Source organism: Candidatus Electronema sp. TJ, from assembly GCF_048287355.1.
GTDB lineage: Bacteria > Desulfobacterota > Desulfobulbia > Desulfobulbales > Desulfobulbaceae > Electronema.
The window spans coordinates 29725-32213 of sequence record NZ_JBLWEP010000006.1 but is presented as its reverse complement, the minus strand read 5'-3'; the positions used below and the strand labels follow the sequence as shown (position 1 = coordinate 32213).

Below are 2489 nucleotides of genomic sequence, written 5' to 3'. Positions count from 1 at the left end.
CTCAAACGCAGGATCGAGTTTTTCTCAGGCGGGTGTTCGGGGGCAGGAGATGCAGAAAAATGAGACAGCCCAGCTGCTGGTGCGTTGCATCCGGGCTGTCGGATGACTGTTCTAATCCAAGCTGTACTCGCAGGTGATGGATTTGAAGCCGTCGCAGAATTTTTCTTTGCAGACTGTGTCATCGCCCATGATATATGTCGGCGAGGACGCGCCAATGTTCGGGTCTATCTTCCATGCGACCACGTGCCCGTCGGCTTTGCCGAATTTCTTGCCGCACCATGCTTCAGCAGCGGCCTGGCCGCATTCTTTGCCCCAGTGCAGGCATAAATCCAGCCGATAGCCTTTGATCATCGGGTTGGCAAAGGTTTCTGTCAGCTGCGCAAAGGCAGGATTGATGTCAGCCCCGACAAGGCCGGAAAGCACGGCGCAGGAAACCAGCATTGTCCTTGTGAACCGTTTCATTGCATCCTCCATCATGTTTGTTTCTCTATTTTGAGCCAGATTGCTCAAGCAGCATCTGCATGATTGCCTTTTGCAGGAACATATCTGCCAGCATACGGAGCGCGGCCAGATTTGTCAAGAACAGAGCTGCGCGGCGGGGAATGCGCATTGGAGAAAAAAGGTCAATCAGGCGGCCTTATGCGGCAACAGAGCAATCAGCCCGCGCAGGGCGCGGTTGACGCTTTCCGAGTCAGGGAAATATTCCCGCACATCCGGTGTCAGAAGCACAGCTCCATCTTCCAGCGTGAAACAGTGCGTGACAGCAGTTCCGTCCTCTTGCCGCACTCTGACCGTATGACCCTGCTGATACGCCTGACAATACTTGCCGCGCACGCCTTTCCTGCCGCTGAAATCGTATTCCGGCAGCATGTCCGGGTCTCTTTCATTCTTCCGCGTTTTCATAGGCTTTCCGTTCAAGGTTTGTTGCTTTGCGACTGCTGATAATACGGAGCACATGCTTTCTTCCGGCCTCCATTTCTGTATGGACGACGAGAAGAGTCTGCCCGCGAGCAGACCGGCCTATGCTGATATACCGGTCCTCGTTCTCCGAATGCAGCTCGTCAGGATATGTGAGAAGCAGGGGATCAGCAAAGACGGTTTTGGCTTCCTCAAAGCTGATGCCGTGCTTTTGCACGTTCACCCGTGCCTTGCGTTCATGCCATTCAAAAACAAGTTCCATAATCACCCGGCTGCTCGCGCCCATTTGTCATGAAGTCATCTGTGAACCTGTTGAGGCCGCTGAGGCAGGTTTCCCAAACCTTGTCCTTTGGGCAGCTTTACGGCTTGGCTGCGTCCATTGACGAACAGCTTGGCTGTCTGCATGAGTGCGTCCTCTTCATTCAAGGGTTGCAGGGAGTGATGCAGTTTAAGAGGCGTATCTGGCCTTGTCAACAGGAGAATGCATCAGCAAATAGTGCCGCAGGCGCAGTGCAGAGAGAGACTCAGCCCGCATTGTTTCTCAAAACTTGAAGTATCCTGTTTCAAAAACAACTATGAAGAGCGAAACCAAGGCGGCGGCAGCCAGAAAGCCGATGATCAGGAAAGACAGCAGCGCATTGCCAAGAGCCTTCCAGATGGAAAAGCCCTGCACTTGGCTGAGCATGTTGATATAGATGACACCGCTCCAGAGCATGGTCACGCACTGCAGCGACATAAATACTGTCTGGGTAAAGGATGTCATTCTGCTTGCCCAGTCTGCGGACTGCGCTTCTGTGTGCATGGTCAGCCCGGACAAAGCAACACCGAGCAGCATCAGCGAGAGTCCGGCGATTGCTGGAACCATGCTCCAAGCAATTGCCGCGCGGATGTTTTCTGATCGAGCGTGGCCGCCAAACCATAATCCTGTCCAGCGCGTCACTGCGCCGTTCACATAAAGGAACACAATGCTGAGAACTACACCAGCTGCTATGCTGATGGCCAATGACATGGATGACAAGGGGAGATTGCTCAGAATGCTGATGCCGACATAATAGAGCCATTGCATTAAAGCGGGCATGACTGCCAAAAGCAGAACCATGTCTTCAGGGTTCTCCTCCACGATCTGCTGAATAGTGTCTCGCGGCTGCGTCCAGACTGAGAACCAAGGGTTCAGCTGTTCCGGGCTAGTGTCGGGCATGTCTGCTCCTTGTTTATGATTATGGAATGCCCTGTCAGCATACGAAGCGTTGAGGCGGCTTGTCAAGAGGAGAGCTGCGCGGAGGAACGCATATTCCTCCGAGGGATTTATATGCGTTGGCGGGAAGAGGAATGCGGGAAAACGAAACGGCCCGGATGCAGTGCGCAGCAGCCGGGCCGCTTGTTGTCTGTCTTTGTCAGGATTGCAGCCCGGAAGGGCGCAAGACAGCCGTCGGTTCTATCTCGGACAGGACATCACTTTGAAGTCCTTGTCAAAGCAAATGCCGAACTCGCTTCCTGACAGATACAGCCATTTATCCTTCAGCTCTGGATTGTTCTTTTTCATCCAGTTCATAGCGTCTCTCTTTCTAAGG

4 protein-coding genes and 1 pseudogene are annotated in these 2489 nt (G+C 53.4%); all 5 read right to left on the bottom strand.

The genetic code is table 11. From position 1 onward, the window contains the following. Positions 1-111 precede the first annotated feature (111 nt). Complete coding sequence (locus ACNKID_RS01070) at positions 112-462, bottom strand: hypothetical protein (protein ID WP_417911579.1); 351 nt, start codon at positions 460-462, stop codon at positions 112-114. Between the two features lie 165 nt (positions 463-627). After that, positions 628-903 (bottom strand): hypothetical protein, encoded by a 276-nt coding sequence (locus ACNKID_RS01065; protein WP_417911578.1) that lies wholly within the window; start codon positions 901-903, stop codon positions 628-630. Then, the gene (locus ACNKID_RS01060) at positions 884-1180 is read right to left on the bottom strand and encodes a BrnT family toxin (RefSeq protein WP_417911577.1); all 297 of its coding nucleotides are present in this window, start codon (positions 1178-1180) and stop codon (positions 884-886) included. The genes ACNKID_RS01065 and ACNKID_RS01060 overlap by 20 nt, the downstream gene beginning before the upstream one ends. Then, a pseudogene (locus ACNKID_RS01055) lies at positions 1164-1323 on the bottom strand (antitoxin). The gene ACNKID_RS01060 and the pseudogene ACNKID_RS01055 overlap by 17 nt, the downstream one beginning before the upstream one ends. A gap of 136 nt (positions 1324-1459) precedes the next feature. Continuing rightward, positions 1460-2116 carry a Yip1 family protein gene (locus ACNKID_RS01050; RefSeq protein ID WP_417911576.1) on the bottom strand — a complete coding sequence of 219 codons (657 nt, stop codon included), beginning with the start codon at positions 2114-2116 and terminating at the stop codon, positions 1460-1462. Positions 2117-2489 lie beyond the last annotated feature (373 nt).

Coding starts and splice junctions, on each gene's coding strand:
- ACNKID_RS01070 (WP_417911579.1), bottom strand. CDS start 462: ATGAAACGGTTCACAAGGACAATGCTGGTTTCCTGCGCCGTGCTTTCC.
- ACNKID_RS01065 (WP_417911578.1), bottom strand. CDS start 903: ATGAAAACGCGGAAGAATGAAAGAGACCCGGACATGCTGCCGGAATAC.
- ACNKID_RS01060 (WP_417911577.1), bottom strand. CDS start 1,180: ATGGAACTTGTTTTTGAATGGCATGAACGCAAGGCACGGGTGAACGTG.
- ACNKID_RS01050 (WP_417911576.1), bottom strand. CDS start 2,116: ATGCCCGACACTAGCCCGGAACAGCTGAACCCTTGGTTCTCAGTCTGG.